This window comes from Enterobacter sp. EGD-HP1 (genome assembly GCF_000733275.2).
GTDB lineage: Bacteria > Pseudomonadota > Gammaproteobacteria > Enterobacterales > Enterobacteriaceae > Enterobacter.
Genome location: NZ_AVOP01000037.1, coordinates 57472 through 77041 on the forward strand (window position 1 = coordinate 57472; position 19570 = coordinate 77041).

General features: G+C 53.4%; 22 protein-coding genes. 7 read left to right on the plus strand and 15 right to left on the minus strand.

Going from position 1 to position 19570, the window contains the following annotated elements; all coding sequences use genetic code 11:
* Positions 1 to 84: 84 nt before the first annotated feature.
* The gene (gene rph / locus N037_RS22695) at positions 85 to 801 is read left to right on the plus strand and encodes a ribonuclease PH (protein WP_032643721.1); all 717 of its coding nucleotides are present in this window, start codon (positions 85 to 87) and stop codon (positions 799 to 801) included.
* A 67-nt stretch (positions 802 to 868) separates the two neighbouring features.
* Positions 869 to 1510, plus strand: a complete 642-nt coding sequence (gene pyrE / locus N037_RS22700) for an orotate phosphoribosyltransferase (protein WP_032643722.1) — start codon at positions 869 to 871, stop codon at positions 1508 to 1510.
* Positions 1511 to 1550: 40 nt separating this feature from the next.
* Here pyrE and slmA read toward each other — a convergent pair whose 3' ends face one another.
* The 3 genes from slmA to coaBC all read right to left on the minus strand — a co-directional run bounded on the left by slmA (position 1551) and on the right by coaBC (position 3915).
* A complete protein-coding gene (slmA, locus tag N037_RS22705; RefSeq protein ID WP_008502690.1) occupies positions 1551 to 2147 on the minus strand; it encodes a nucleoid occlusion factor SlmA in 597 nt (198 codons plus the stop codon).
* A gap of 120 nt (positions 2148 to 2267) precedes the next feature.
* On the minus strand, positions 2268 to 2726 hold the full coding sequence (gene dut / locus N037_RS22710; RefSeq protein ID WP_008502691.1) for a dUTP diphosphatase: 459 nt from the start codon (positions 2724 to 2726) through the stop codon (positions 2268 to 2270).
* On the minus strand, positions 2704 to 3915 hold the full coding sequence (gene coaBC / locus N037_RS22715) for a bifunctional phosphopantothenoylcysteine decarboxylase/phosphopantothenate--cysteine ligase CoaBC (protein WP_155858069.1): 1212 nt from the start codon (positions 3913 to 3915) through the stop codon (positions 2704 to 2706). Before coaBC ends, dut begins: the two co-directional genes overlap by 23 nt.
* A 172-nt stretch (positions 3916 to 4087) precedes the next feature.
* Here coaBC and radC point away from each other — a divergent pair, with 172 nt between their 5' ends.
* The 4 genes from radC to mutM all read left to right on the plus strand — a co-directional run bounded on the left by radC (position 4088) and on the right by mutM (position 6283).
* Positions 4088 to 4756 (plus strand): RadC family protein, encoded by a 669-nt coding sequence (gene radC, locus N037_RS22720; protein WP_023334017.1) that lies wholly within the window; start codon positions 4088 to 4090, stop codon positions 4754 to 4756.
* Positions 4757 to 4974: 218 nt separating this feature from the next.
* On the plus strand, positions 4975 to 5211 hold the full coding sequence (gene rpmB, locus N037_RS22725) for a 50S ribosomal protein L28 (RefSeq protein ID WP_002436699.1): 237 nt from the start codon (positions 4975 to 4977) through the stop codon (positions 5209 to 5211).
* Between the two features lie 22 nt (positions 5212 to 5233).
* Complete coding sequence (rpmG, locus tag N037_RS22730) at positions 5234 to 5401, plus strand: 50S ribosomal protein L33 (protein WP_003024094.1); 168 nt, start codon at positions 5234 to 5236, stop codon at positions 5399 to 5401.
* A 72-nt stretch (positions 5402 to 5473) separates the two neighbouring features.
* Complete coding sequence (gene mutM, locus N037_RS22735) at positions 5474 to 6283, plus strand: bifunctional DNA-formamidopyrimidine glycosylase/DNA-(apurinic or apyrimidinic site) lyase (protein WP_032643723.1); 810 nt, start codon at positions 5474 to 5476, stop codon at positions 6281 to 6283.
* Positions 6284 to 6285: 2 nt separating this feature from the next.
* On the opposite strand, the gene coaD is transcribed toward mutM, so the two are convergent.
* From coaD to rfaQ, 7 genes are all read right to left on the minus strand, one after another.
* Positions 6286 to 6765 carry a pantetheine-phosphate adenylyltransferase gene (coaD, locus tag N037_RS22740; protein WP_024906627.1) on the minus strand — a complete coding sequence of 160 codons (480 nt, stop codon included), beginning with the start codon at positions 6763 to 6765 and terminating at the stop codon, positions 6286 to 6288.
* Positions 6766 to 6768: 3 nt separating this feature from the next.
* Complete coding sequence (locus N037_RS22745) at positions 6769 to 7539, minus strand: glycosyltransferase family 2 protein (protein WP_032643724.1); 771 nt, start codon at positions 7537 to 7539, stop codon at positions 6769 to 6771.
* Positions 7539 to 8813 carry a lipid IV(A) 3-deoxy-D-manno-octulosonic acid transferase gene (waaA, locus tag N037_RS22750; protein ID WP_023334020.1) on the minus strand — a complete coding sequence of 425 codons (1275 nt, stop codon included), beginning with the start codon at positions 8811 to 8813 and terminating at the stop codon, positions 7539 to 7541. Before waaA ends, N037_RS22745 begins: the two co-directional genes overlap by 1 nt.
* A 66-nt stretch (positions 8814 to 8879) precedes the next feature.
* Entirely contained in the window at positions 8880 to 9869 is a 990-nt protein-coding gene (locus N037_RS22755; protein ID WP_032643725.1) for a glycosyltransferase, read from the minus strand.
* Between the two features lie 11 nt (positions 9870 to 9880).
* Entirely contained in the window at positions 9881 to 10981 is a 1101-nt protein-coding gene (locus N037_RS22760; RefSeq protein ID WP_023334022.1) for a glycosyltransferase, read from the minus strand.
* A 2-nt stretch (positions 10982 to 10983) separates the two neighbouring features.
* The gene (locus tag N037_RS22765) at positions 10984 to 12111 is read right to left on the minus strand and encodes a glycosyltransferase family 4 protein (protein WP_032643726.1); all 1128 of its coding nucleotides are present in this window, start codon (positions 12109 to 12111) and stop codon (positions 10984 to 10986) included.
* Positions 12108 to 13178, minus strand: coding sequence for a putative lipopolysaccharide heptosyltransferase III (gene rfaQ, locus N037_RS22770; protein ID WP_023334024.1), 1071 nt, complete (start codon positions 13176 to 13178; stop codon positions 12108 to 12110). Before rfaQ ends, N037_RS22765 begins: the two co-directional genes overlap by 4 nt.
* Positions 13179 to 13328: 150 nt before the next feature.
* Between rfaQ and N037_RS22775 the strand changes: the two genes are divergently transcribed.
* Complete coding sequence (locus tag N037_RS22775; RefSeq protein ID WP_032643727.1) at positions 13329 to 14285, plus strand: polysaccharide deacetylase family protein; 957 nt, start codon at positions 13329 to 13331, stop codon at positions 14283 to 14285.
* Between the two features lie 23 nt (positions 14286 to 14308).
* Here the strand turns inward: N037_RS22775 and N037_RS22780 are convergent, their stop codons facing one another.
* Genes N037_RS22780 through rfaF form a run of 5 tightly spaced genes read right to left on the minus strand, consistent with a single transcriptional unit; the run spans position 14309 to position 19568 of the window.
* Positions 14309 to 15520, minus strand: a complete 1212-nt coding sequence (locus N037_RS22780) for an O-antigen ligase family protein (protein WP_023334026.1) — start codon at positions 15518 to 15520, stop codon at positions 14309 to 14311.
* Positions 15508 to 16416: a glycosyltransferase family 2 protein gene (locus N037_RS22785; RefSeq protein ID WP_032643728.1), complete on the minus strand. Its 909-nt coding sequence runs from the start codon at positions 16414 to 16416 to the stop codon at positions 15508 to 15510. Before N037_RS22785 ends, N037_RS22780 begins: the two co-directional genes overlap by 13 nt.
* A 5-nt stretch (positions 16417 to 16421) precedes the next feature.
* On the minus strand, positions 16422 to 17531 hold the full coding sequence (locus N037_RS22790) for a glycosyltransferase family 9 protein (protein WP_023334028.1): 1110 nt from the start codon (positions 17529 to 17531) through the stop codon (positions 16422 to 16424).
* Positions 17532 to 17534: 3 nt separating this feature from the next.
* Positions 17535 to 18518 carry a lipopolysaccharide heptosyltransferase RfaC gene (rfaC, locus tag N037_RS22795; RefSeq protein ID WP_032643729.1) on the minus strand — a complete coding sequence of 328 codons (984 nt, stop codon included), beginning with the start codon at positions 18516 to 18518 and terminating at the stop codon, positions 17535 to 17537.
* Positions 18519 to 18521: 3 nt separating this feature from the next.
* Positions 18522 to 19568 carry an ADP-heptose--LPS heptosyltransferase RfaF gene (gene rfaF, locus N037_RS22800; RefSeq protein ID WP_032643730.1) on the minus strand — a complete coding sequence of 349 codons (1047 nt, stop codon included), beginning with the start codon at positions 19566 to 19568 and terminating at the stop codon, positions 18522 to 18524.
* Positions 19569 to 19570: the final 2 nt, after the last annotated feature.

Genomic DNA, 19570 nt, shown 5'->3' on the forward strand with positions numbered 1-19570 from the left:
TTTCGGGGGCTTCTCAGGATAGGAATAAGCGTCCTTTATCCGTATAATGCGCAGCCACATTCGTTTCAAGCCGGAGAATCCATCATGCGTCCATCAGGTCGTAGCGCCAACCAGGTGCGTCCCGTCACCCTGACCCGTAACTATACAAAACACGCTGAAGGCTCCGTGCTGGTTGAGTTTGGTGACACTAAAGTGCTGTGCACCGCCTCCATCGAAGAAGGCGTTCCGCGCTTCCTGAAAGGTCAGGGCCAGGGCTGGATCACCGCTGAGTATGGCATGTTGCCGCGTGCGACCCATACCCGTAATGCCCGCGAAGCGGCAAAGGGTAAGCAGGGCGGTCGTACCATGGAGATTCAGCGCCTGATCGCGCGTGCGCTGCGCGCCGCCGTTGACCTGAAAATCCTCGGCGAATTCACCATCACGCTGGACTGCGACGTGATTCAGGCAGACGGCGGTACGCGTACGGCGTCCATTACCGGTGCCTGCGTGGCGCTGGCCGATGCCCTGAATAAGCTGGTTGCGGCCGGTAAGCTGAAAACCAACCCAATGAAAGGCATGGTTGCGGCGGTTTCCGTGGGTATCGTTAACGGTGAAGCACTTTGCGATCTGGAATACGTTGAAGATTCCGCAGCCGAAACCGACATGAACGTGGTGATGACCGAAGATGGCCGCATCATTGAAGTACAGGGTACGGCAGAAGGCGAGCCGTTCACTCACGAAGAGCTTCTCTCCCTGTTGGCGTTGGCCCGAGGGGGAATCGAATCCATTGTAGCGACGCAGAAAGCGGCGTTAGAAAATTGATTTTAAAGGCGACCAATGAGTCGCCTTTTTTTTGCCTGTAAGACAGAAAAACCAAAGGAGCAAATCCATGAAATCGTATCAGCGCCAGTTTATTGAGTTTGCGCTTAACAAGCAGGTACTTAAGTTTGGCGAATTTACGCTGAAATCCGGGCGTAAGAGTCCCTATTTCTTCAACGCCGGGCTGTTTAATACCGGGCGCGATCTGGCACTGTTAGGCCGTTTCTATGCCGAAGCGCTGGTGGATTCCGGGATTGATTTTGATCTGCTGTTTGGCCCGGCTTATAAAGGGATTCCGATTGCGACCACCACCGCGGTGGCGCTGGCGGAACACCATGACCGCGACGTGCCGTACTGCTTTAACCGCAAAGAGACTAAAACCCACGGTGAAGGCGGGAATCTGGTCGGCAGCGCGCTGCAGGGCCGCGTCATGCTGGTCGACGATGTGATCACCGCAGGTACGGCGATCCGCGAATCGATGGAGATTATTCAGGCCAACGGCGCGACGCTGGCTGGCGTGCTGATTTCTCTGGATCGTCAGGAGCGTGGTCGCGGCGACATTTCCGCTATTCAGGAAGTGGAGCGTGATTATGCCTGCAAAGTGACTTCCATCATCACCCTGAAAGACCTGATTGCGTATCTGGAAGAGAAGCCTGAGATGGCGGACCATCTGGCGGCGGTACGTGCGTATCGGGAAGAGTTCGGGGTGTAGTTAAATTGCCCGGCGGCACGACGCTTACCGGGCTTACGGATTACTGCAACTGAGCAGCCACTAACGGCCAGCGGGCGTCAAAATCGTCCGTTGGACGGTATTTGAATTCGCTGCGCACAAAGCGGGAGAGCATCCCTTCACAAAACGCCAGAATCTGGCTCGCCAGCAGCGTTTCATCAATGCTGTAACCTTCGCCTTCACGCATTTTCTTTTCGCGCAGTACCTGGCGCAGCTGCGCTTCAATACGTTCGAAAAGCTGGTTAATGCGGCCCTGCAGTCTGTCCTGTTCAAACATCAGCGCGTGGCCGGTGAGGATACGGGTTAAGCCCGGATTGCGTTCACCGAAGCCCAGGATTAACAGCACAATCAGACGCAGACGCGCGGTGGTGTCTTTTTCGTCTTTCAGAATCAGGTTGATGCGCGTGATCAGGCTGTCTTCGATAAATTCGATCAGGCTGTCGAACATCCGGGTTTTGCTCGGAAAATGACGGTACAGCGCCGCCTCAGACACGCCTACAGAGGCGGCCAGTTTAGCGGTGGTGATGCGTTGACTGCCATCGCTGGATTCAAGCATCAGAGCCAGAGACTGAAGTATTTCTTCGCGACGATTCCTTTTCGCGGTTTGTTTTTCTGCCATGTTACAAAATACCCCTGAAAATAAGCACTTGCCAGGCTGGCATCCACACAGCGACCGCAAACTGGCGTTTGCGGTTTGTTATTGCATTATGACGCTGTGAGATACGTATCTTTCGGGCCGTTATTTGCGCCCGGAATGGCCGAAGCCGCCTTCGCCACGGTCGGTGGCATCAAAGTCTGCCACCAGGTTAAATTCTGCCTGAACCACCGGTACAAAGACCATTTGTGCGATACGTTCGCCCGGTTCAATGGTGAAGCTGTCCTGACCACGGTTCCAGACGGATACCATCAGCTGCCCCTGATAGTCGGAGTCGATCAGGCCGACCAGATTACCCAGCACAACGCCGTGCTTATGGCCCAGGCCGGAGCGCGGCAGGATCACCGCTGCAAGCGACGGGTCAGCAATGTGAATTGCCAGGCCCGTTGGAACCAGGGTAGTGGCACCCGGAGCCAGTTCTACGGCGTCATCGAGACAGGCGCGCAGGTCAAGTCCAGCAGAGCCGGAGGTGGCATAGGTTGGCAGCGGGAATTGCTCGCCAACACGCGGGTCCAGAATCTTAACGTCGATTTTTTTCATCATAACGGGTAACGATCTCGTCCAGTAATTGTTGGCCCAGGAGTTCCTTGCGCTCAAGCGGTAAGATTTTATCTCCATCCTGCCAGAAAAGGTGCAGTGCGTTGCTGTCGCTGTTAAATCCTTGCGTGGCCAGCGATACGTCGTTCGCGCAAATTAAATCGAGGTTTTTGCGGGTACGTTTTTGCCGGGCATATTCTTCCACATTATTCGTTTCTGCGGCAAACCCAACAACGTAAGGACGATGGCTTTTTAATGCGGCGACACCGGCAACGATGTCCGGGTTTTTCACCATTTTTAGTGTTAATTCATCGCCTTGCTTTTTGATTTTAGACTCGGCGATGGTCTCGGCTCGATAGTCAGCCACGGCCGCACAACCGATAAAAATCTGCTGGCTTTGCGCATGGGCCTGAACGGCGGCTTCCATCTCCAGCGCGGTGGTAACGTCAATTCGCTTCACAAACGCAGGGGTAGGCAGCGATACCGGGCCGCTCACCAGCGTGACGTGCGCACCACGCTTTGCGGCGGCGGCGGCAATCGCAAAGCCCATTTTGCCGGAGCTGTGGTTGGTGATGTAGCGCACCGGATCCAGCGGCTCGCGCGTGGGGCCCGCGGTAATCATGATGTTGAGATGTTGCAGATCGTTGACAGGCGAAAAATGGGCTGCGGCCATATCAACAATCGTCAGCGGATCGAGCATGCGACCCGGGCCAACATCGCCGCAGGCCTGGCTGCCGCTGTCCGGACCCCAGATAAGCAGGCCACGCGAGGCCAGCGTCTCCAGGTTGTGCTGGGTGGCGGCGTTACGGTACATCTGCTGGTTCATGGCAGGAACGACGGCAACAGGCGCAGGCGTAGCCAGACAAATGGTAGAGACCAGGTCGTTTGCCATACCTGCCGCCACCCGAGCGATTAAATCTGCCGTTGCAGGGGCAAGAATAACCAGGTCTGCCCACTTACCCAGCTCAATGTGGCCCATCGCGGCTTCAGCTGCGGGATCGAGCAGGCTGTCAGATACCGGGTAACCTGAAACCGCCTGCAGGCTCAGAGGGGTGATAAAGGCTTTACCGCCTTCCGTTATCGCGACCCGTACATCTGCCCCGCGCTCGCGCAGACGACGCACCAGCTCCGGCGCTTTATAGGCGGCAATACCGCCGCTCACGCCAAGAACGATTTTTTTACCGGCCAGGCTCATCATGATTCTTTCCTGTTGGGTTTCACCAGAGTGCGGGCATTTTATCACAATCCCCAAAGCGGGGTGATTTTGTCCTTCGACCGCTTTGCGAGGCGCTACGCAAGAACGCAATGTGGCCGTCGAGCGACGAATTAGCCTGTGGCAGCATGAGGTTAAAAAAGGGAGAAAGAGCATGGAAGAAGAGGATGAGCAGCTGCTGCCGCGCGAAAAACTGCTGCGCTATGGCGTCACCCTGTTAAAAGACGATGAACTGCTGGCGCTCTTTTTACGTACCGGCACGCCCGGAAAAACGGTATTTACGCTGGCAAAAGAGCTGATAGCACATTTCGGTTCGCTGTACGGTTTACTGACCGCCGATCTGGCGCAGTTTAAGCACGTTGAGGGGATTGGCGTGGCGAAATATGCTCAGCTGAGAGGCATTGCTGAACTCGCCCGCCGTTTTTACAACGTCCGCATGGAGAAGGAGGATCCGATCCTGACGCCCGCGATGACGCGCGAATTCCTGCAAAGCCAGTTAACCGATATCGAACGCGAGATCTTTATGGTGATCTTTGTCGATAACAGAAATCGGGTGCTGAAACATAGCTGTCTCTTTGCGGGGACGTTGAGCCACGTTGAGGTGCATCCGCGTGAAATTGTGCGGGAAGCGATAAAAGTGAATGCAGCGGGCGTGATCCTCGCGCATAATCACCCCTCTGGCTGTGCAGAACCGAGCAGAGCGGACAAAGAAATCACCGAACGCATTATCAAATGCTGTCAATTCATGGACATTCGTGTGCTGGACCATTTGATAATTGGCCGCGGTGAGTACATTTCTTTCGCAGAACATGGCTGGATTTAGGCTATTTCTCGCGATCCATCGGGATCTTTGTCTGTTCGGGACTTGAGCACACCGCCGAGTCAGCGTATACTACGCCACCTTTGAGAATCTCGGGTTTGGCATTTGGGCCTGGCAATCGAGAGTTCACTTAGAACTATGCGATGACCGGGCTGTAAAGCCTGACGAGGCGCCGATACCCCATACGAAGCTCGAGCTAATTTGATTTTTGGAGAATAGACATGTCCCGAGTCTGCCAAGTTACTGGCAAGCGTCCGGTGACCGGTAACAACCGTTCCCACGCACTGAACGCGACTAAACGCCGTTTCCTGCCGAACCTGCACTCTCACCGTTTCTGGGTTGAGAGCGAGAAGCGTTTTGTCACCCTGCGCGTATCTGCTAAAGGTATGCGTGTAATCGATAAGAAAGGCATCGATACAGTTCTGTCAGAACTGCGTGCCCGTGGCGAAAAGTACTAAGTACTTAAAGAGGAAATAAATCATGGCTAAAGGTATTCGCGAGAAAATCAAGCTGGTTTCTTCTGCTGGTACAGGTCACTTCTACACCACCACGAAGAACAAACGTACTAAGCCGGAAAAACTGGAACTGAAAAAGTTCGATCCAGTTGTACGCCAGCACGTACTGTACAAAGAAGCTAAAATCAAATAATTTTAGTCTCCTTGTATCGAAAAACCCCGCAACTGCGGGGTTTTTTGCATTCTGTATCTCAACGGAGGAACCATGCCTGAATTACCTGAGGTAGAAACCAGCCGTCGCGGCATTGAGCCCCATCTGGTCGGCGCGACGATTCTTCACGCGGTGGTCCGTAACGGACGTCTGCGCTGGCCGGTGTCCGATGAGATCCATGCCCTGAGCGATCAACCCGTCCTTAGCGTGCAGCGCCGCGCGAAATACCTGCTGCTGGAACTGCCCGACGGCTGGATCATTATCCACCTGGGGATGTCCGGGAGCCTGCGCATTCTTACCGAAGAGCTGCCTGCTGAAAAGCACGACCACGTCGATCTGGTGATGAGCAACGGCAAAGTGCTCCGTTACACTGACCCACGGCGCTTTGGCGCGTGGCTGTGGACGAAGGAGCTGGAAGGACATAACGTGCTGGCGCATTTGGGCCCGGAGCCGCTTTCAGACGCGTTTAACGCGGAATATCTTAAGGCGAAGTGCGCGAAGAAGAAAAGCCCGATTAAGCCCTGGCTGATGGATAACAAGCTGGTGGTCGGCGTGGGGAATATTTATGCCAGCGAATCGCTGTTTGCCGCCGGGATCCATCCCGATCGGCTAGCCTCTTCGCTGTCTGCGCAGGAGTGTGAGCTGCTGGTTCGGGTGATTAAAGCTGTATTACTTCGCTCGATTGAGCAGGGCGGGACAACGCTGAAGGACTTCCTGCAAAGTGACGGCAAGCCGGGCTATTTTGCCCAGGAGCTTCAGGTGTATGGCCGTAAGGGCGAACCGTGCAGAGTCTGCGGCACGCCAGTTATTGCCACGAAGCACGCCCAGCGCGCCACGTTCTACTGCCGTCAGTGCCAGAAATAGGGCTACTTTAGCTTTTCCATCAACGCCTGGTGGACGTTAACCGGCAGGAAATGGGTAACGTCCCCGTGATGACGCGCCACCTCTTTTACCAGCGTGGACGAGATAAACGACCACTCTTTGGAGGGCATCAGGAACACGCTCTCCAGCTCCGGCATCAGGTGGCGGTTCATGTGCGCCAGCTGCATCTCATACTCGAAGTCTGCCACAGCGCGTAAACCACGGATCAGAATATTGGCCTGCTGAGCGCGGGCGAAGTTAGCCATCAGGTCGCTAAACCCGACCACCTCAACATTCGGCAGGTGCGAAATGGCATCGGTGGCGAGCTGTACGCGCTCGTTGAGGTCAAACATCGGCTTTTTGCTGGGGCTGGCGGCAATGGCCAGGATCACCTTGTCGAACATGCACGCCGCACGGGTGATGATATCAAGATGACCGTTGGTGATCGGATCGAAGGTACCCGGATAAATCGCTTTTGTGCTCATGGCTCACGTTTTCTCTGAGTAGCCGCGGCAGAGCGCCCACAGCTGGGTGTATTTGTTGAAAGTATACTGGGCATTCACTACCGCGAGTAACCAGCCCTGCTTACCGTCCAGTACGCCACCACGCAGCAGCAGCGTTTTCAGGAACGCGCCCAGCGTATGGGTGAAGATACCCGTCAGCGAGGCCTTCTTGCCGCGCTGGTGACGCTCCTGCGCCCATGCGGTGGCATAGTTGAGCTGTTTACGCTGGAAGCTCGCAAAATCACGGCAGGTCAGGTGCAGCAAATCGCCCGTCAGGGGGATGACCTGGGCGCTATTGCAGCTCAGGGATTCATGGACCAGATTGTCGTTGTACTGATACCGCTCGCGCTCGTAGAGGCGCATCACGCGGTCAGGATACCAGCCGCTGTGGCGCATAAAACGGCCAAGGAAGTAGTTGCGGCGAGCAATGCTGTATACGGCGCCAGGCTGGGGCGAGGCAAGCACCGCCTGAATGGCCTGCTGAAGCTCCGGCGTAATGCGCTCGTCGGTGTCGAGCATCAGGACATAATCACCGGTGGCATACCCCTGCGCGCGCTGGCGCTGGATGCCATAGCCTTGCCAGTCTGTATCGGTAAAGACTTTTGCACCCGCTGCCCGGGCGACGTCCACGGTGTTGTCCGTACTTCCGGAATCAAGAATGACTATCTCGTCAGCCCAGGCAACCGACGCCAGGCAATCCGGAAGGAGGTCGGCGGCGTTTTTGGCGATCATTACGACCGACAGACGCGTTGACATTAGTGGCTCCGCTGGGGCAGATAAGGTTGCAGAAGCTGCAGCAGTCGGGTCAGTGCGCCCTGGTTCTGGTGCAGCACTTCGACGGCATGACGCCCGTACCACAGGCGATAATCTTCGTCCGTCAGAAGGGTCGATACCTCTTTGACCACTGAATCTGCATCGGTCACGGTAATTAAACCATCGGCCTGCTGTAATTTTGCACAGATATCTTTGAAGTTAAACGTGTGCGGCCCCATCAGCACCGGAATGGCGTGGGCTGCTGGCTCCAGCGGGTTATGACCGCCGCGCTCGACCAGACTGCCACCGACAAACGCGAGGTCAGCAATGCCGTAGAGCAGCATCAGCTCGCCCATCGTATCGCCAATCACCACCTGGGTGCTGCCAGAAGGGATTTCGCCGCTGCTGCGCAGCGTGAAGCTGAAGCCGCCTTTCTGGACCATTTCACGGGCATCTTTAAAACGCTCCGGATGGCGAGGCACGAGGATCAGCAGTAAATCAGGGAATTTTTCCAGCAGCTTACGGTGAGCCTGCAGGATGATCTCTTCTTCGCCATCATGCGTACTGGTTGCAATCCAGACCTGACGACGCGGGGCCCACTGGCGACGCAGTGTGATCGCACGGGCGGCGAGCTCAGGGGTAACGGAAATATCAAATTTCAGGCTCCCCGTTACCGCAAGCTGATTGCGTTTCAGACCCAGTGCGATGAAGCGCGCCGCGTCCTCTTCGTTCTGCGCGGCAATCAGCGTGATCTTGCTGAGCAGGCGGCGCATAAATTTACCCAGCTTGCCGTAACCTTTCGCCGAGCGCTCTGACAGGCGGGCGTTGGCAATGACCAGCGGAATTTTACGGGCGTGCAGGGCGGAAATCATGTTCGGCCACAGTTCGGTTTCCATCACGATTACCAGCTTCGGGCGCACGGTGTTGAGGAAACGATTCATGGCGCAGGGCAGATCGTAAGGCAGATAGACGTGCTGCACGTCTTTGCCGAAAGCGGATAACGCGCGCTCAGAGCCGGTCGGCGTCATCGTCGTGACGGTGATGGGCAGCGACGGATAGCGGTGACGCAGGGCGCGAACCAGCGGGATCGCCGCCAGCGTTTCACCGACAGAAACGGAATGCAGCAAAATACCGTCCGGTGTGACTTTATTGCGGCAGAAGCCATAGCGTTCAGCCCAGCGTTTACGATACGCAGGCGCTTTCCGGCTACGAAGCAACAGTCTCAGCCACACCAGTGGCTGAATGATGTAGAGCAGAGCGGTATACAACAATTCCAAGCGATTATCCGTTTTTTTAGTTTCGGCGGGCAAATTCTAAGCATTTAGGCCAGGTAAAGCTATCTCTTATGCCAGATACCGTTTCAAACGGAAATAACGTCGACCCAGCCGCCAGCGCAGACGCGGACTTTTTGCACTTTTCCAGATGAGTTTCCAGATGCCTGTTTCGAAGAACTCTTTGATAATCATTGATTTCTTCTTCTCATCCTTCATGTTGTCGAAGGTGTGAATAATTCCCAGCCCCTCTTTGGCAATTTGCCAGTGGCAGGCAGGGATCCCTTTCACTTTATCCGGGTAACGCTGATTGATGGCATCGAGCAGCTGCAGGATTTTCATGTAGTGACGCGCGGAGCGAATCAGCGTGTCGTCATTGTCCGGCATATGGGACACCGATGCAGAGTGAATATAGTAGTCGTAATAACGCTCGCTGGTGTACTGAACCCGCTCTGCTGCGAGCAGCACTTCGGTGGTCCACGGGATATCCTGATGGCGCAGGCCGGGTTCGAAATGGAAACTGTGTTTACGGATAAAGTCGTGGCGGTAGATGTTCAACCAGGTGACGTGAAGGAATTTACGCGAATCCAGCGCCATTTTTAACCACGCCGGGCCAGCCATGACCCCTGTCGAAGCCAGCTTGTCTTCAGGGAAGATCGGGCGTGAGGGTTTCTTGTTGTTCTCCCAGACGTAGTTCCCGTTACAGGTGGCGACATCCAGATCCTGCGTGACGGCCATATCCAGCAGGCGCTGGTACATGCCGGGTTTAAAGACATCATCAATATCCGGGAAAGAGAGATATTGACCCGTCGCAACGGCCAGACCGGTGTTACGCGCGATGGATACGCCCTGGTTTTGCTGTTCTATAACCTGCAGCTGCGGCAGTTTTTCTCGCCAGTTTTCGACGATCTCCATCGAGCGGTCAGTAGAGCCATCATTGACAATGATGACTTCCATGCTGTCGATGCGTTGATTCACAAGGCAGGTAAAGAACTGATCCAGGAAAGCTTCACCGTTATAAACGGCAACCACCACGCTCAACAATGGGGCTGAATTTTGCATAAGAAACCTGATTATTTTTGATTGTCGACCAGAGCAATATATTGCTGGCAAATGGCACTGATACCAAACGACGCGATGGTTGCATCGCCAACGACCGGCGGGGCGGTATAAATCTCCGCCAGCGTTTTTGCCAGTGACGCGTCATTTAACTCTGCCAGCCCGCGCGCTAAGGGTCCGGTAAGGATTTCGGCGGGGCCACCGGGGCAATTTGTACTGACCGGTGGCGTCTGGCAGATAATGGCTTCGACCAGCACATTACCAAAACCTTCGCAGTCAGAACTTAACACTAAAAGCCGTGCCCCTTTAATCCAGGGATAGGGATTGGAATCGAACGGGCGGAAAACCGTTTTGTTTTCAATCCCCAGCTCGACAGCCAGCTGCTTGAGTTTTTGAATTTGCGCTTCCGAACCATTGCCCATCATGACCAGCGTTGTGTCAATTTTACTCAGGGCGAACGCACGTAAAAGGCGGTCGTGGCGTTTGTGCTCATGGAAGCGGCCAACATGAATGATGTAATCCTTGCCCTGCATCTCGAAGGGAGCATCCGCCAGACGCTGAATTTCAGGAATATCGAAAGGATTATGGATAACCGCTTTGCGTCGAAGATTGAGTGCCAGCGTCTCGGAAAGATCTTTCAACACGGCGCCTGAGACGGCGACAACGTTACGGTTTTCGTAGGTATGACGAATTTTAAGGTGTTTAAACCAGCGTGAAAGTCCGCGGCGATGGCGAAGATAGGAGAACGAGAACATGCCGTGCACGCAGAACCAGACTTTGTCACGTTCCAGCGCGCGGCAGTGCGCCACAATGCGATCTGTTTTGTGCAAATGAGAGAAAACCACATCAAATTTGCCGCTGCGCTCAGCCCGTTCAATCGCCTGATCCAGCAGGCGGGCGCGGCGTGGGATCTCCGTCAGCTTTCGCCACGGTTTTTTACATGTGTCCTGAACAACCTGATAATCGATGCCTTCCGGGATGGCGTAGTCGCACACTTTCCGCAGAGAGAATAGAGAGACCTGATGCCCCATTTCTATTAACCCACGGGAGAGTGTAAGAACCGTTTTTTCAGCTCCTCCACCGGGTAAACCATCAATAATCATTAGGATGCGCATTTTTAATCCAGTAATTTTTGATAAAGCGAAATAAGCTGACTTGACAGTTTTTCAGGCGTGGCGTCTTTTACACGTTCACGTGCCGCTCGTCCCATATTGTTATTTTTTTCCAGAGAAGGGATGGCTGCTACCGCTTCCTTCAATGTACTGATATCAAGTGCGTCACAGTAAAATCCGTTCTGGCCTTGTTGAATAAATTCTGCACCACCGCAACTTTCTGAAGTAATGACGGGCAAGCCGCAGGCCATCGCTTCAAGAATGACGTTAGGAAAGGGATCATACAGCGTTGGCAACAGTAAACCATCGGATAGCTGATAAAAAGGCAGAGTTTCTTTTTGCACCCCCAGGAAACGGATTTGCCCCTCGCAGCCTAACGAACGGGCGAGGTCGCGATAACGGCTTTCTGCTTTATCTTGTCCAACGACAATCAGCCAGGCTGATGTTCCCGCGATAGCGCGTATGGCGCTGGTCAATCCTTTTCGTTCAAACCCTGAGCCTACGAAGCAGAATATTACGGCATCGGTTGGCAAGCCAAACTGCTGGCGTAGTGCAAAACGCTGCGACTCTTCAGCCGGAACGAAGCGGGCGGAGTCTATTGAATTATAAATCACATGTATTTTTTTTGCGTCAATATCAAAGTCTTCAACGATTTCGCGTTTGATCATCTCCGCATTACAAATCACCGCTTTTAACTCGGGCGCCTGGTACATTTCACGTTCGGCATGCATCACGTAGCGGTGATAACGGTCGAGCATCAACATTTTCGCGCGCCAGGTGGGCAGAATGCGCGCGCGCTGCAGCAGCCAGCGTTGATGGACGCCATCGCCAGCGCGGTAAATGTCACAGCCCGGAATACGCTCGTGGCTTTGCACAATATCAAACTGCTGTTGTTGCCAGAGCGCACGGGCAGCATGGGCAAACCCGCGTTCGCGGCTAATTCGCCCCCATTTGCGCGGGTCACAAATATGGATATGCCAGTCGTCCTGCTTCTCGCCCTGCCATTCGCGGGTGATGACGTTGAGTTCAAGGTTCTGATTGCTCAGCGCGGTGAGAGCACGCGAAACGAAGCGTTCCGCTCCGCCATCAGGACGATACTTTTGGCGAACAATGGCCAGACGATGGTGTTTCATGACAGATATCTCCTTGCGGCGGAGACGACAGCATCAACGGGAATGGCGTCGAGATAGCGCTCTTTCGTTTTGGTATCAACGGCATCCGGATCGGGGAGCGGGCCGTAATCGCCGGCCCAGATCACTTCCCCTTTAACCTGCCACGGTGACCAGAACGTCAGTTTTGATGGGCCAAACAATGCCACACAGGGCGTTTGCAGCGCGGCGGCCATATGCATCGGCACGGAGTCGACACCAATAAATAGTGAGGCGTGATCGATAAGCGACGCCAGTTGACGCAGCGTCAACTGGCCCGCCAGCGAAACGACACCGGTTTTCGGTGCAGCAGCGAGAATACGATCGATCATCGCCAGCTCTTTTTTATCCGGCCCCGCGGTGAGCACAACCGTATGACCATCCTGCTGCAGTGCAGTAATGGTTTGCGCCATTTTGTCTTCGCTCCAGCATTTAAAGAACCAGCGGGACGTCGGCTGGATCACGATATAGCGCTCGCCTACACCCGACTGCGTCAGTCTTTGACGGGCATAATCCCAGTCTTCCGCGGCGTAGGCCATGGTGACGGCAGGCTGCGGCGCGACCGGTAATGGCGCCAAAATGGAGAGATTTTGTTCGACCGTATGCAGGGATTTATGGCCGTCGACAGAGACCAGATCGGTATGGCAAAAACGCCAGAATGCACTTTTGCGTTTGTTAAATGCGAATCCGAGGCGAACGGGGGCACCGGTGAAACGGGTTACGATCGCGCTACGCCATTGATCGGCCAGGTTAATGACCAGATGATAATGCTGATTTCTTAACGCACACAGCAACTGCCACTCTTTTTGAAGATGCTTCAGCGTGCCCAGCTGCTTCCATTTACGATCGATTCCATAAATTGTACCGATCGCCGGATGCGCGGCGAGCATATCGCGTGTTTCTTCATACAGCAGGACATCGATCTGCGCCTGGGGCCATTTTTGACGTAACGAATCAATGACGGGAGTGGTCAGCAACATGTCGCCATGATGGCGGAGTTTGATAAGTAAAATGCGCAAATCAGGTGTGTCAGGTAAGTTATTCATCATCATCTTATCGGCGTTGTACTGATGGCAATTCTAATAGACCTGATAGCGACTTGCACTCTTTCTCCATAATCTCAGTAATTTCCCAGGAAGGGTTTACTCATGCTTTGGAGAGTGCGTAACATAGCGCTAACTTTCCTGTCTTGCGGACTCATTATGAACAAACCAGCGTTTATCATCACAATTGATACTGAGGGCGATAATCTCTGGCAAAATCACCGCGCCATTAAAACGGAAAACGCGCGCTATCTGGCGCGGTTCCAGACGCTTTGTGAGCGTTTCGGCTTTAAGCCCGTGTGGCTGACCAATTACGAGATGGCGATCGAACCCATTTTCATTGAATTCGCCAGGGACGTGATCGCCCGCGGTCAAGGGGAGGTGGGGATGCACCTTCACGCATGGAATAGCCCGCCGGAACACGATCTCACAGGAGATGACTGGCGCTGGCAGCCTTATTTGATTGAGTTTTCGGATGAGGTTATGCGTGAGAAAGTGTTGTTCATGACCCACCTGCTGGAAGAGACATTCCAGACCAAAATGTTAAGCCACCGTGCCGGGCGTTGGGCATTTGATAGCCGCTATGCAAAATTGCTCGTTGAACTGGGTTATCAGGTAGATTGTTCCGTGACGCCGCGGGTGAACTGGCGCAATGCGAAAGGCGCCCCGCAGGGTAATGGCGGAACGAATTATCAGCATTTCCCCGACCACGCCTATTTTATGGATTTAGATAATATTTCCCGGGCGGGCAATAGCCCATTACTCGAAGTGCCGATGAGCATTCAGTATAAACACCCGGCCTGGTTGAACACGATCAAACAGGGTTACGATCGGCTTCGCGGTAAATACCGCTCCCCCTCTGTGAACTGGCTAAGACCGTCCGGTGGGAATGCGGCACAAATGATTCAGGTCGCACAGCAATGCCTCTCTCAGGGAAGTGAGTACGTGGAGTTTATGCTTCATTCGTCGGAATTTATGCCTGGCGGAAGCCCCACGTTTAAAGATGAGGCGACGATTGAAGGCTTGTATCAGGATTTAGAAAAGCTCTTTAGCTGGTTATCCGATAAGACGGTGGGGATGACGCTGGCGGAGTTTTATCAATACAAGAAAAAATAATGCCCGCGAGGCGGGCATTATCATTAACGTTGCCTGGTTTGCGAAAAAGGTGTACTCAGTGCAAACACTGTGACAAAGAAAATTAAGGCTTCTGAGCTCAATAGTATGACGTCCGTCAGGCCATAGAGTAATAAAAGAAGCATGGTCGTCAGCAGCAGGCCATTTCTGTTTTTAAGCGCGTAAGCGATCATCGAAATATAGAAAAAGAATAATATCGCTAGCCCTGGGATCCCCTGCAGAGAATATTTTTCGATAAACTCATTGTGCAGATGTATCCTAAGAAATCCGAGTGCGGAGACCAGGTGGGGATGTCCCTCTTTAACATAATGCTGTGTCCAAACCTCGCGATCTTCAATTGACTGCCCTAGCGGGTGAGAAAGTCCGTTCTGAATACCGACTATCCACATGGAAAAACGCGCGCCAAGTGACGTGGCGTCGTAGCCTTTTTGGTATCTTTCCAGTTCCATCTGCGTTTGATCTATCTTTGGCGAGATCAAGGGTTTGTAACTAACAATAACAATACCCGCCACGATACATGAGAAAATTAGCATCGATTTAAGATGAATTCTTCTGAAGTGGTAAAGTGTCAGCACAATCGCCAGAAGCAAATATAGCCCCATTGCGGCGCGTGTTCCTGTAAAAAGGATGACAAACCAGGAAATTAAGATGGTGAGACCCGCGACAACATACAATTTTCTGTTTTTTTGAAGATAAAGACTGTATACCAGCGCCAGTGACAGTACAGAGTAAACATAGGCCGAAACGGTAGGGCGATTTATGGCCATCTCAACACGATCCACACCCTGCGTCGCCTGCCACAAGCCATAACCTGTGGCGAGGACAAACCCCGCACTTACCGCAAACAGGAAATACTTCTGGAAAGAGGTTTTATCGACGTAACTTTTAAACCGGTCAAGGTAGAAAACGAGAATGCTCGCTAAAATCAGTTTCTTACTGGCACCAAGATAATCGCTATAAGCGTTTAAACCTTCGCTATGATATTCATACACCATATACCAGATAAGGTTGAGCAACCCTACCAGCAAAATGGGTAATGCGATAGAAAAGGGACGCAGTGTGATTTTTTTATATTCGCAAGCTAAACCGATAATACTGGCATAAATTGCAATATAGAAAAACTCCCGTTGCTTACCTGAACTCAGCAGCGCCAGCGCAAGCGCAATAAGGCTCAAAACCAGCGTAAGCTGATAAAGCCGCAGTTTTACTTTTTCCATAATGCTTCAATGACCCTTTTTTTGTAGCTGAAACGTACATCTCTGGAGAAGAAGAAAGAGAAACAATAAAGTGCGTTTACCCGCTGTTTCACCAGTTTTAGTTGCAGGTCGGTCAGATGCTGCCGGTGATTACTGTAGATGTCAAACCAGTGACAATGAACAAGATGCTTAAAAGAACCAGGGAATGTTTTTTCCATATGTAATGTGCAATCAATCAACGTCGCGATTTTGGTGGCATCGAGTCGGCTCGATAAACTGTCGCTACGTTTGATGTAATAATAGTGTCCCTGACGCTGATAGACTATTTTACTCGATTGCATCAACATGTCGGGAAATACGGCGAAATCTTCATAGCAGACCATCGAAGGAATCGGGTTGCTTACGTACAATTTCCGATGAATGAACTGCCCGATGAGATGTGCCTGAAAATCTTTGTGCTGCAGGAACCGCTTTATTGCCTCATGTTGTGACAAAGCAACAGGAGAGAACCCCTGCCAGTCGGCGGTGATTTTTTGGGTATCACGAATTTCCAGCAGGCGCGTCAGTAGCATATCAGGGCGCTCTGTTTGGAGGTATGCCACGGCGTCCCGGATGCTGCCCGGTTTCATTCGGTCATCGCTATCCAGCATGGTAATGTATTCACCTGAGGCCAGCGAGACGGCACTGTTTCTAACATGACCAACGTTACGGTACTCAACGTATCGGGATTGCGCATTCGGAAACGCTGGCAGCCATGACTCAATAATATCCTGTGTTGAGTCATCGGAACTGTCATTAAAGATAATGATCTCTACATCATCGCCCGCATCATCAATCGCGTTTTGCAGGCTTTCCAGGGTTGCATGTAGCGTATCTTTGGCGTTATGCGCGGCAATAATGATGCTTAGAAAAGCCATAATAATTAGTTTCCCAGAGCATCAAAGGTATTTGCGGTTGCGTTAATTGCTGGCAACTCGCAAATGAAATGTTTGAGGTCACGTAGCGATTCGTCTGTTACAGCGAAGAGTTCTTCCCGGCTCTGTGAGAAGTAATATCGTGTTTCAAAAACATATGAGCAAATGTTGGCATCATTACCAATCAGCAATACGTTGCCCAGCGGACGCTGTTCATAGTGGCAGCAAGGCCCGAACAGTAAGATCACCGGCACCCCGACTGCATCGGCAATGTAGACATTCCCCGAATCAGATGCGATATAGCAATCCATTTTAGAAATGGCCCACGGCAACTCTTCGAGCGAGATTTTGCCAATCATATTAATAAAGTTGGGCAGTTCACCATAATCGCGGGTGATATCATCCATCCACGATTGTTCATTCGGGGCGCCAAAGACATAAAATTCGCAGGGCAGGTCCGCGAGACGATCGGCAATTTGCTTCCAGATGACCGGCGGAACGGTTTTCGCTTTGTTCCCGGCGGCTACGCTGATGCCAATGCGGATCACGCCGGGTTTATCGAGGATTGCCGGATAGGTCGCGGGTTTGAACAGTGGCTTTGTGGCGTGCTTTGGCGAGTCCTGCCAGGTTAAGTTGCGGTCGGCCAGTTTTAGATAGTTCGTGACTGACAGCGTCTTTCTACCGTGTTCAACAGTACCGTCTGCCGTTGCATAGAAAATCCCGTGATACCATCTGCGCGTGTAAATGCTTAAAAATTGTTTGTTTTTAGCATTACAAACGGAGGCAAAAAAGAGGTTCACGCTGTTAGGCTGCAGAAGATAGACATTGTCATAGCGGTTCATGATCCGGCAGGCAAAGACCAGCTTTCGCCACAGGTTACGCTTATGCTGCTCGATAAAAAAAATCTCGTCGATCGTCTCATCATGCTTCGCCAATGCACCCACGCTACGACTGACGAGCACGTCGCTTTTTTGCAGGTATGCCAGGAGGGGCGTGGCATTAACAAAATCGCCGATTTTTGCCGTCTGAATGACCAGGTTTTTACCTGTCTCTTTGCGGAACAGCTTCCGGATAAGTTTCACCGGAAAGAGTAAAATCAGCAGAAATACGTAACTCATGCGTTAGATATCCCTGTTGGAAAGCCAACGGCTGCCCTGTAAAAATGAAAAAATAGCATCTGCGCTGATATCCTTCGTTTGCTGGGTCGGGCTGACCATCTGATGCTGGTTTTTACCGTAACCCCCGATCAATCCAGGATCGGTCGGACCAAAAATCGTAATATTCGGACGATCCAGCGCCGCGGTTAAATGACTTAAGCCTGTATCAACGGAAACAACAGCATTCGCCCCCGCCAACTGCGCTGCAACTTCCGCCAGCGTGAGTTTCGGCAATACCTCGACGTGCGCAAAGCCTGCAGCCAGACGCTCTGCTCGCTGCCGCTCATGTTCAGCGCCCCAGGGCAGTTTAATATGGATGCCGGTGGGTTGCATTAGTTCAATCAGGCTTCGCCAGTGCGTTTCCGGCCAGTGTTTATCGTCGCGCGTTGTGGCATGCAGGAAGACAAGATAAGGCTGAGCGCAGGGATCTGTATTGCGCAAAAAGTGCTGCGCGATGGCGTAGTCGCCCTGGGTTTCCGGTTTCGCATAGCCCAGGCTTTTTGCAAAGAGCTCGCGGGTACGTTCGACGGCGTGCTGCTGCTTTGCGATGTGGTGGCGGCGGTTATAGAACAGGCTGGCCAGCGGTTCGCGGGCGGTGTGCCAGTCCATGCCGTGCTTTACGCCGTGTGCCAGACGCGTGACCAGCGCGGCGCTTTTCACCAGCCCCTGGGCGTCGATAATCGCGTCGTAACGCTGTGCCTGCACCGCCTCGCGGAAGGCTTTGCGTTCGGCTTTAATCGGCGCGGAGAACCATGCTTTGCGCCAGCGGCGTATCGCCACCGGGATCACGCGGTCAACCGCTTCATGCCAGGTGGGGATTTGCGCGAAGCCTTCTTCCACCACCCAGTCAAAACGAATGCCGGGAACGGCCCGCATGGCATCCGTCAGTGACGGCAGCGTATGCAGAACATCGCCCATCGAAGAGGTTTTAACGATCAGTACCCGCATTCGTTATCCTTCTTCGCTCAACAGCAGTGCGTTGAGTTCTTCGAGCACGCGTGCTGGCGTAATGTCGATCAGGCTCTGATGATAGCCTTCTGCAGCATCGCCTTTGCGCACCTTGTGGTAGCCGGTGATCAGGCGGATGACGCGCGCTTTATGAGACAGCGGGGGCGTGAAGTCCGGGCTACTTGGGCCATATAGCGCCACCAGCGGGCGGTTGAGCGCGGCAGCGACGTGCATCAGGCCAGAGTCGTTGCTGACCACAGCCTTACAGGCCGCAATCAGAATAACCGCCTGTTCAAGCTGCGTTTCTCCCGCCAGGTTGCGGCACCAGGCCTGCTGTTCATTACTCAGCGTCGCGAGAATTTCGTTGCCAGCCTCGTGGTCTTTTGCCGAACCGAACAGGACAATCTGGTAGCCTTCGTCAATCAGCTGTTTCGCCAGCTCCGCGTAGTGGTAGTGCGGCCAGCGTTTTGCCGGGCCGAACTCGGCGCCGGGGCAGAAGCCTATCATCGGACGTTCAGACGAAAGACCAAACGCGCTGCAGGTCTGGGATTTTTCACCGTCGTTAACCTGAAGCTGTGGCCAGAGCAGCGGCTGCGGCAGGTCTTTCGCACTGCGCATCACGCCTTTGTCGTAGGCCAGCGCCACGTAGCGCTCCACCATCAGCGGCCAGGCCGCTTTATCCAGCACCCGCGCATCGTTCAGCAGGCCGTAGCGCATTTCGCCGCGCCAGCCGGTGCGATGTGGGATGCCCGCAAAAAAGGGCACCAGGGCGGATTTAAAGGAGTTGGGCAGGACATACGCCCGATCGTAGCGCTTATCGCGCAGGCTATGACCGAGCTTGCGGCGTTCGCCGATTTCCAGCGCCCCGTGGCCAAGCGGCATCGGGATGGCTTCATTCACTTCCGGCATTCGCGACAACAGCGGACGGCACCATGCGGGTGCCATCACGTCGATTATCGCCTGGGGATAGCGCGCCTTGAGCGTGCGATAGAGACTTTGCGACATCATCATGTCGCCCACCCATGACGGGCCGATCACCAGAATCTTCATAC

Excerpts from the sequence above, each read along its gene's own strand:
- rph (WP_032643721.1), top strand. The coding sequence starts at position 85 with ATGCGTCCATCAGGTCGTAGCGCCAACCAGGTGCGTCCCGTCACCCTG.
- pyrE (WP_032643722.1), top strand. The coding sequence starts at position 869 with ATGAAATCGTATCAGCGCCAGTTTATTGAGTTTGCGCTTAACAAGCAG.
- slmA (WP_008502690.1), bottom strand. The coding sequence starts at position 2,147 with ATGGCAGAAAAACAAACCGCGAAAAGGAATCGTCGCGAAGAAATACTT.
- dut (WP_008502691.1), bottom strand. The coding sequence starts at position 2,726 with ATGATGAAAAAAATCGACGTTAAGATTCTGGACCCGCGTGTTGGCGAG.
- coaBC (WP_155858069.1), bottom strand. The coding sequence starts at position 3,915 with ATGAGCCTGGCCGGTAAAAAAATCGTTCTTGGCGTGAGCGGCGGTATT.
- radC (WP_023334017.1), top strand. The coding sequence starts at position 4,088 with ATGGAAGAAGAGGATGAGCAGCTGCTGCCGCGCGAAAAACTGCTGCGC.
- rpmB (WP_002436699.1), top strand. The coding sequence starts at position 4,975 with ATGTCCCGAGTCTGCCAAGTTACTGGCAAGCGTCCGGTGACCGGTAAC.
- rpmG (WP_003024094.1), top strand. The coding sequence starts at position 5,234 with ATGGCTAAAGGTATTCGCGAGAAAATCAAGCTGGTTTCTTCTGCTGGT.
- mutM (WP_032643723.1), top strand. The coding sequence starts at position 5,474 with ATGCCTGAATTACCTGAGGTAGAAACCAGCCGTCGCGGCATTGAGCCC.
- coaD (WP_024906627.1), bottom strand. The coding sequence starts at position 6,765 with ATGAGCACAAAAGCGATTTATCCGGGTACCTTCGATCCGATCACCAAC.
- N037_RS22745 (WP_032643724.1), bottom strand. The coding sequence starts at position 7,539 with ATGTCAACGCGTCTGTCGGTCGTAATGATCGCCAAAAACGCCGCCGAC.
- N037_RS22755 (WP_032643725.1), bottom strand. The coding sequence starts at position 9,869 with ATGCAAAATTCAGCCCCATTGTTGAGCGTGGTGGTTGCCGTTTATAAC.
- N037_RS22760 (WP_023334022.1), bottom strand. The coding sequence starts at position 10,981 with ATGCGCATCCTAATGATTATTGATGGTTTACCCGGTGGAGGAGCTGAA.
- N037_RS22765 (WP_032643726.1), bottom strand. The coding sequence starts at position 12,111 with ATGAAACACCATCGTCTGGCCATTGTTCGCCAAAAGTATCGTCCTGAT.
- rfaQ (WP_023334024.1), bottom strand. The coding sequence starts at position 13,178 with ATGATGATGAATAACTTACCTGACACACCTGATTTGCGCATTTTACTT.
- N037_RS22775 (WP_032643727.1), top strand. The coding sequence starts at position 13,329 with ATGAACAAACCAGCGTTTATCATCACAATTGATACTGAGGGCGATAAT.
- N037_RS22780 (WP_023334026.1), bottom strand. The coding sequence starts at position 15,520 with ATGGAAAAAGTAAAACTGCGGCTTTATCAGCTTACGCTGGTTTTGAGC.
- N037_RS22785 (WP_032643728.1), bottom strand. The coding sequence starts at position 16,416 with ATGGCTTTTCTAAGCATCATTATTGCCGCGCATAACGCCAAAGATACG.
- N037_RS22790 (WP_023334028.1), bottom strand. The coding sequence starts at position 17,531 with ATGAGTTACGTATTTCTGCTGATTTTACTCTTTCCGGTGAAACTTATC.
- rfaC (WP_032643729.1), bottom strand. The coding sequence starts at position 18,518 with ATGCGGGTACTGATCGTTAAAACCTCTTCGATGGGCGATGTTCTGCAT.
- rfaF (WP_032643730.1), bottom strand. The coding sequence starts at position 19,568 with ATGAAGATTCTGGTGATCGGCCCGTCATGGGTGGGCGACATGATGATG.